9 protein-coding genes are annotated in these 7,074 nt (G+C 40.9%); 1 reads left to right on the plus strand and 8 read right to left on the minus strand.

Annotation, left to right across the window (positions count from 1 at the left end):
- Positions 1-44: 44 nt before the first annotated feature.
- From PL9214_RS00455 to PL9214_RS31035, 7 genes are all read right to left on the minus strand, one after another.
- Positions 45-1,139 (minus strand): class III poly(R)-hydroxyalkanoic acid synthase subunit PhaC, encoded by a 1,095-nt coding sequence (locus PL9214_RS00455; protein ID WP_072716888.1) that lies wholly within the window; start codon positions 1,137-1,139, stop codon positions 45-47.
- 82 nt (positions 1,140-1,221) lie between these two features.
- Entirely contained in the window at positions 1,222-2,214 is a 993-nt protein-coding gene (gene phaE / locus PL9214_RS00460; RefSeq protein ID WP_072716899.1) for a class III poly(R)-hydroxyalkanoic acid synthase subunit PhaE, read from the minus strand.
- Positions 2,215-2,358: 144 nt separating this feature from the next.
- A complete protein-coding gene (gene phaB / locus PL9214_RS00465) occupies positions 2,359-3,081 on the minus strand; it encodes an acetoacetyl-CoA reductase PhaB (RefSeq protein WP_072716889.1) in 723 nt (240 codons plus the stop codon).
- 45 nt (positions 3,082-3,126) lie between these two features.
- Entirely contained in the window at positions 3,127-4,317 is a 1,191-nt protein-coding gene (gene phaA, locus PL9214_RS00470; RefSeq protein WP_072716890.1) for an acetyl-CoA acetyltransferase PhaA, read from the minus strand.
- A gap of 498 nt (positions 4,318-4,815) precedes the next feature.
- Complete coding sequence (locus tag PL9214_RS00480) at positions 4,816-5,247, minus strand: heavy metal-responsive transcriptional regulator (RefSeq protein ID WP_072716892.1); 432 nt, start codon at positions 5,245-5,247, stop codon at positions 4,816-4,818.
- Positions 5,248-5,348: 101 nt separating this feature from the next.
- Positions 5,349-5,657: a hypothetical protein gene (locus PL9214_RS00485; RefSeq protein ID WP_072716893.1), complete on the minus strand. Its 309-nt coding sequence runs from the start codon at positions 5,655-5,657 to the stop codon at positions 5,349-5,351.
- A 340-nt stretch (positions 5,658-5,997) separates the two neighbouring features.
- Positions 5,998-6,168 carry a CAB/ELIP/HLIP family chlorophyll-binding protein gene (locus PL9214_RS31035; protein WP_186440269.1) on the minus strand — a complete coding sequence of 57 codons (171 nt, stop codon included), beginning with the start codon at positions 6,166-6,168 and terminating at the stop codon, positions 5,998-6,000.
- Positions 6,169-6,228: 60 nt separating this feature from the next.
- Between PL9214_RS31035 and PL9214_RS00490 the strand changes: the two genes are divergently transcribed.
- On the plus strand, positions 6,229-6,816 hold the full coding sequence (locus PL9214_RS00490) for a DUF3611 family protein (protein WP_072716894.1): 588 nt from the start codon (positions 6,229-6,231) through the stop codon (positions 6,814-6,816).
- 33 nt (positions 6,817-6,849) lie between these two features.
- On the opposite strand, the gene PL9214_RS32615 is transcribed toward PL9214_RS00490, so the two are convergent.
- Positions 6,850-7,017, minus strand: coding sequence for a DUF433 domain-containing protein (locus tag PL9214_RS32615; protein WP_072716895.1), 168 nt, complete (start codon positions 7,015-7,017; stop codon positions 6,850-6,852).
- Between the last annotated feature and the right edge of the window lie 57 nt (positions 7,018-7,074).

Raw genomic sequence — 7,074 nt, forward strand, 5'->3', positions numbered from 1 at the left:
CAATACGGATTAGTCATCACCCCAATAGATCCTAGAACATTTTCTTAACCTCTGGCTTTTAACCAATTGGCAATAGTGGGGGGTAAATCCCGTTGCACTTTCCCACTCACATACATTCCAATATGTCCGACGGGGAAAGATTGGACGGTATAATCTTTACTACCCACATATTGTTTTAAGGCGATAGAAGATGATGGATCTACTAAATGATCTTTCTCCGCATACAGATTTAAAACAGGCATATTCACCGCTTTTAAATTCACCTGTTTCTCCCCAATCACAACTTCACCTTTAATTAATTTATTGCCTTGGTAGAAATCTTTTAAAAACTGCCGATAGGCTTCTCCAGCTTGATCTGGACTATCAAAAATCCATTTTTCCATCCGCATAAAATTCAGCAATTTATCTTGACTGCTCATAATATCTGGTAAATCCAAATATTTTTGATATCCCAATTGCAACGGTTTGAGCATCAAAAATTCAAGATTGAGGAAATCTCCGGGAACATTCCCCATCGCATCAATCATTAAATCGACATCTAACGCATCAGAACCTAGGGTACAACCTCCCCGCATATTGAGCAGGGTATTTTTCATTTTAAAATCAACGGGAGTCACCATCACAATTAAGTTCTTCACCTTGTCGGGGTGCATGGAACTATAACAGAGACTAAAGGTTCCCCCTTGACAAATTCCTAACAGATTAATTTTGTCTAATTGATGGGTTTTGCAAATAAAATCGACACAGTTATCCAGATAACCATTTAAGTAGTCATCTAAGGTTAACCAACGATCGGCGCGAGTCGGATATCCCCAGTCGAGTAAATAAACATCTAATCCCAATTTTAACAAATTAGCAACTAAGGATCGATCTTCCTGTAAGTCAACCATAAACGGACGGTTAACTAAGGCATAAACAATTAAAACCGGAATTTGAAAGGGTTTTTCAACTTGGGATTTAAAGCGATATAAAATCACTTTATCTTCCTTATAAACCACTTCTTTAGGAGAAAAACCTACTTCAATATCTTCTTCTCGTAAACGGCTTAAATTTTCCATACCTTTCACGAGTTTTTGCGTTAACTCCACATATTCGTGGGTGGTATCTTCCAAACTTAATTGAGTTAAAAAAGGTAACATAGGTTTAATTCAAGTTAGGGACTGTGGAATGGGGAACAGGCATCTTGCCTGTTAAAAACCTATTAACAAAACAGGTCAACCGTTAACTTTCTGGTTCATACTTTGCCAAAGTTTTTTTCAACCGTTTAACTTCTTTTCGCAGTTCATAAACGGTTTTATGAATTTCATCCACTTCGCTGCGAGAGGGCATATTCATCGCTTTCATCCAAGATTCCATTAATTCTTGTTGTTGAATGCGATAGGCATTTAAAGCATTGAGAAAATCTCCATGAACTTTGAGATTTTCTTCCGAAACAAAAGTCTTCTCAAAAATATCATCAGAAACGATACTCCAGAGATCTTGGAATTTCCTCCAGTCGGTAACGGGTTCGCCTTTTTCAGCTAACTCAACTAACTTTTGAATTAAGGCTTCAAAGGACTTAACTTGAATATCGGATAATAAAATTTGATAATTGTTACTAGCGCGATAAAGATTTGTCCATTGATCAAATCCTTTGAGAATTTTATTATTAAATTCCCGTGTAATTCCTAGGGTGGGACTTTGCAGAAAATTCCCAAAGGTGGGTTGATAAAACATCTCCCAATACAGGTTATTCAGTTCGATCCAAGGTTGGCTATTTCCTGTCCAAGTTTGGTTTAATGGCCCAAGGGAAGACTCCATATAAGCCATCCAAACTTGATTAAATTTTTGGATTTGTTGAGAATATAATTGCCAAAGTTGAGTGGTATCTTGATTGATTTTTTGATTTCCGAGGGAAAAATCATCTAATTGTTTGCGAATTTGGGCGGTATAATTCGTTAAGGTTTTTTGCCAATCCTCTCCGGCTTGAACTTTCGGTAAAATATCTTGCCAAGCATCAAAAGACAACTTCAGAAAACGCATTAATAACTGTTGATTCTGCGTAAACCGTTCTGTTAAAGCGGTCATATTGGGTTTGGTTTCCGCATTTCCGTTTTCTTCGGTTGCTACTCCCATTTGATTAAACCAAGCTTTCCAAATTTGAGTTCCTGCATCTGTCCAAGCATTCACCCAATTTCCGGTTAAATCATTCCAAGTTGCGGTTTCTTTATCCATTTTTTTCACCATGAATTCAATTGTTTAAGAGGAACCCCACCCTCCCTCCCTTTGAAGACGGGAGGAGTTTTTAATCATTTTCTTGAATCAAACAAAATAGGTATGAAACAGGCAATATGCCTGTTCCACTGTCTTGAGTGATGTTTAAGTATGATGGGCTCCATTAACTCTGAGGACTTCTCCGGTTACATAACTACTAGCAACTGGAGATAACAGAAATGCACAAGCCCAAGCAATATCTTCGGGTTCTCCAAAGCGACGGAATGGGATTTCTGCAATAATTTTTTCTTTGATATTATCGGCGATCACTTTGGTCATTTCGGTATTAATAAATCCAGGGGCGATCGCATTTGCCCGTACATTATAACGCGCCGCTTCTCTAGCTAAAGATTTGACTAAACCAATCACAGCCGCTTTCGTTGCGGCATAGTTGGTTTGACCCGCATTACCGCGATCACCTGAAATCGAACTAATGGCAACAATTGACCCAGATTTTTGTTCATACATTCCCGCAACAAAGGGTTTAATCGTATTCACAACCCCTTTTAAATTAACATTAATCACCGCATCCCAATCGGCGGGAGACAGTTTCCCAAAAAAGTTATCACGGGTAATCCCAGCGTTAGCCACAACCCCATAAACCGGCCCTAATTTTTTAGCAATTTTTTTGCCAACAGCCTCCATTTCTTCTAAATTCGTGACATCGGCTTTCGTTGCAAAGGCAGCCGGATGATCATCGGGAATATTAATATCGACAAAAGCAACTTTTGCCCCTAATTCGGTTAATAAAGAGACAATTGTTGCCCCAATTCCTCGACCGCCACCCGTGACAAAAATGACTTTATCTTCTAAACCTAAAGAAACCATACTGTTTACTCCAATTTAAGTGATTAGTCTGAATGCTCAATGCTTTTAAACTCGTTCAATGGCTAAAGCCGTACCGCCTCCGGTTCCATGACATAAGGCGGCTAACCCCAGGGTTTTATCCTGCTCTTTTAAGGCATTCAACAAGGTGACAATAATTCGGGTTCCTGATGCGCCAATAGGATGTCCTAAAGCGATCGCACCGCCATTCACATTCATTTTGTCAAAAGGAACGCCTAACATTTGATTGAATAAACAACTACTGACCGCAAAGGCTTCATTATTTTCTACTAAATCAAAATCAGCAATTGTCATATTCAATTTAGTCAGAAGTTTCTGGGTTGCCAGTATCGGAATTTCCGTAAATCGCCAAGTTTCACCTCCGGCTAAAGTTCCTGACATCAGTTTAGCTAAGGGCGTTAAACCGTATTTTTCCACCGCTTGAGCACTGGCTAAAACGACAGCCGCAGCCCCATCGGAAAGTTGACTACTATTTCCCGCCGTTAATATTCCCTCTTTACTAAAAGCTGGACGTAATTTAGCTAAACTTTCTAAGGTTGTTTCCGGGCGAATTCCTTCATCTTGATCGAGAATTTGGGTGCCTTTTTTACTCACAATTTCTATCGGGGCAATTTCCGCTTTAAAGATTCCCCGTTGAGTCGCTTCTGTCGCGCGTTTGTGGGAATAAAACGCCACTTCATCTAAATTTTGCCGGGTGAACCCATGTTCAGCAGCCACTCGTTCGGTTTCATCCCCCATTCCCTCTCCGGTGGTGGGGTCAGTTAACCCGTCATACACCAGAATATCAATTAACTGTTCCGGTGCACCCATGAGGAATTTATATCCCCATCTCGCCCGTTGGGAGAGATAAAATCCGGTTTGAGACATGGATTCTATGCCTCCGGCTAAGACGAGATCGGCTTCTCCGGCCCGAATGGCGGTTGCGGCATTAATCAGGGTCATCATACCGGAGGAACACACCATATCCACCGCATATCCATCCACATGGGCGGGAATTCCAGCTTTCAGGGCAGCTTGGCGAGGAATGAGTTGTCCGTGTCCGGCGCGGAGAACGTTTCCCAAAATGTAGAGGTCTAAGGCATCGCTGGGAACTCCTCCGCGTTCCAATGCAGCTTTGATGACGTGGGCCCCGAGATCGGAAGGAGAAAAACCTGCTAAGGAACCGCCAAAACGACCGAGGGGGGTGCGGACTGCTGAAACGATATACACATCAAGCACTAATCCCTGCTCCTCTTGCTAAAACTTTTAAGAACAATGATTCTTTTTTATCATATTTGAGGAGTATAAATTCCTAAATAAAGTATTAAGAATCGAAGAAAAATGATTAAGAATCAAGACGTTAATGTTAAGAATTGAACATTAAATATTAAGTTTTGAAAAAATCAGCAACGGGAGAACGGCTCAGAACAGGATAGAAAAGCCTTGTGATGAGTTGTGATCGCACAGCACTATCCTTAAAATAATTCTGTTTTTGCTTGACACAAACCAGAAAATTGAGCTATACTTAATAAAAGCTGTAAAAAAATATAGGGAAAAATGGCACGACAACTAAAACGTTGGGAATCTCCCCGCTCCCAAGGCAGAAATATTAAAGGAAAAGGGGGGTCGGCGAGGGCGCGACAACTGAAAAAACAACGGCAAACCCTCAGAAACAAACTTAATCAAAACCAAAGCAACGGGAAGGATCAATCAGATACCTTCCCGATTTTTTTAGGATTAACATTCTCCTTGAATATTGGGACAAATCGTGGTATCCTCGTGATAGTTTGATGGATGATCTTGCCAATGGTTGAGTAATTGTTGTAACTCACTTTTTAAAATTTCTAAGGCGGTTATTTGGTGATTAATCTCTTCAACTTTCATCGCTAAATGTTGTTTAACCTCCTCACAGGGAAGTTCACCGCGATCGCTAATATTTAAAATCTCTCGAATTTCACTTAAACTTAAACCCAAAGATTGAGCCCGTTTGACAAATGCTAAACGGTTGACGACCGAGGGATCAAAAAGTCGATACCCGGAGTCAGACCGTTCAACGGTGGGGGCTAATAAACCAATTTCTTCATAATAGCGAACCGTTTTCACCGATAAGCCACTCCGGGTGGCAACATCACCAATTTTTAAGCGTTCCTCTGTAATTACAGCACTCATTTTTAGTGATCCTGATTATTTTCTCATTAAATCAAAAGAACGATTTGATCCAGAAACTGAGTTTCTGAACTTTCCATCGGGATTTAATCTTTTAAAAAAACTTAAAAACCCGGTTTTTTGGATCGACGAGGGCGTAAGTCCTGGGTGAGTTGAGGGAGGGGAGGTCTTGAAGAACTAGGGGGGAGAGCATATTCCGGTGCGGTTTCAGGTTGTTCAATTTTAGAGCGTTGTAACATCCACCAACGCAAGACCAAAATCACCGCAACGCTGGAAAGCCCAAAGGTTAATAACGATAAACTTGAACTCACTCCACCAATCACAGCATCTACAGTTCCAACCGTTACCACAAAACTCACAATAGGTTCTCGACGATAAGCAGACCTGAGAACACGCGGCCATAAAGCATTCATCACAGTTTTACTCTAAATTTTAATTGTGTTAACTTTTAGTACAATCTCTCGGAATAGGAGCCGACAGAATCATTCTCTAATCTTCTTCACTTCAAAGTTTATCTAATCCCAATTTAACTTAATCTCCAAACTTTTGCTGCATTTTACCCCTTGCGGGGTCAGTTGTCATCCGTTATCAGAGTGATCAGAAACTGAGGATTTGACTGATTCTGTTTAGCCTGAATTCCAGGGAAATCCCAAAATTACGGCCCAACAGGAGAACCCTGAATTAACTTTGACCCATCAGACGAATGACAACCTTCTATAATTAACGGTCAACTATGAACAGTCTTCGCTAAAATTAACTCAACCCCAGCCAGGATAACAAACCCTGTCCGCTAAAATATTCAATTGCCAAGGTGATCAAAAAACCAATCATGGCCGCTCGACCGTTTAACCGTTCAGCATATTGATTGAAACCAAATTTGGGTTCATTTAGGTTGGGGGTTGTCGTCGGTTGTGGTTGATTCATGCTTGAGTTCCTTGGATTTTAAGCGCGTTCATTATGATTTTACCCCTGATTGTTTAAACAATGTCCTATCCATCTGACTCTTCACCTCCAACTTCCAATGCCATTCAACGGGTTGCCTTTGCCCTGCGTACCACCGGCTGGGTTTGCTTTTGGACACAGCTTGTTTTAGCGGTAGTTTCTGCTGTGATTCAGCTTTTTGCGATTTTTGCCTTTAATCCAGGAAGAACAGCACAACCTGGCACAACGTCGGGAATGGGCGGGGGTTTAGTTTTTGCCTTAATTGGACTGGGTATTTTAGGGTTTAGTATTTTTCAAGCCTTTCGTTACACTCGTTTAGCCCGCAGACTCAAAGCACCGGGAATGGCTCGCCCTAGCCGTGCAGAAACCATGAAGCAAATTCGCCTGGGTTTAACCAGTAACTTAAGCGGAATGGCTGTCACCTTAATTGCATCAGAGGCTATCAACGGAATTTTATTAGCAAAAGCGATTTCTCAACCTCGAAATTTTTTAGCCACCGCAGGCAGCCTACAAGATTTTATCCAACCTGTTGATTTTTTCGTAGTTCTCGCGAATACCCACACCATAGTTGCTCACTTCGTTGGAATTGTCGCGGCTTTGTGGTTAATGAGAGAGATTTATAAAAATTAGGAGAAATAAATATCCCTCTCCTCAACAGTTTTCTCAATTTTTTGAATCCCTTTGAAATAAACTGAGGGTGTTTTTCAAATGATCTAAAAATTTATCCAGTGGATCGCCTGCTTCGAGATCATTGAGCAATGTTTTCATGGATACACGAGTTCCAACAAAAGCTGGGGTTCCTCCTAAGCGGAGAGTGTCAAACCGTCCAATCTTCTGTTTTCAAACCAGGAACTTTGCTAAAGTCCCTAACATTTCTAGTTAATAATA

The organism is Planktothrix tepida PCC 9214 (genome assembly GCF_900009145.1).
Classification (GTDB): Bacteria; Cyanobacteriota; Cyanobacteriia; order Cyanobacteriales; family Microcoleaceae; genus Planktothrix; species Planktothrix tepida.